We start from the raw sequence: 263 nt of genomic DNA, 5'->3' as shown, positions 1-263 counted from the left end.
GCGGCGATGCCGCCGAGCGTGAACCAGAGTTCGAGCACGCCGACGAGCGCCCGAATCAGTGCCTGACGAAAGCCCACCGCCCCGCCGTCAAGGCGGACGATCCGGCCGCCGATCGCCCAGCGACCGAGACTGCGCCCGCGCGTGAGCGTCTCCACGGCGGTCGGGATGACGACCATCACGGCGACGATCAGCACGATGACGCCGATGCGGAGGGCGCTGTCGGGGATCGTGCCGCTCGCGACAAGCGCGGTGAGGAACAGCGA

Annotated in this window: 1 protein-coding gene; it reads right to left on the bottom strand. The window is 70.7% G+C overall.

From position 1 onward, the window contains the following. Window positions 1-263: RDD family protein (locus ACZ3HH_RS30420; protein WP_465810346.1), on the bottom strand; the 263-nt coding region annotated here is incomplete at both ends.

The sequence above is a fragment of the Pseudomonas sp. PME37.24/025 genome (genome assembly GCF_055556615.1).
This window is presented reverse-complemented; position numbering and strand designations above follow the sequence as displayed.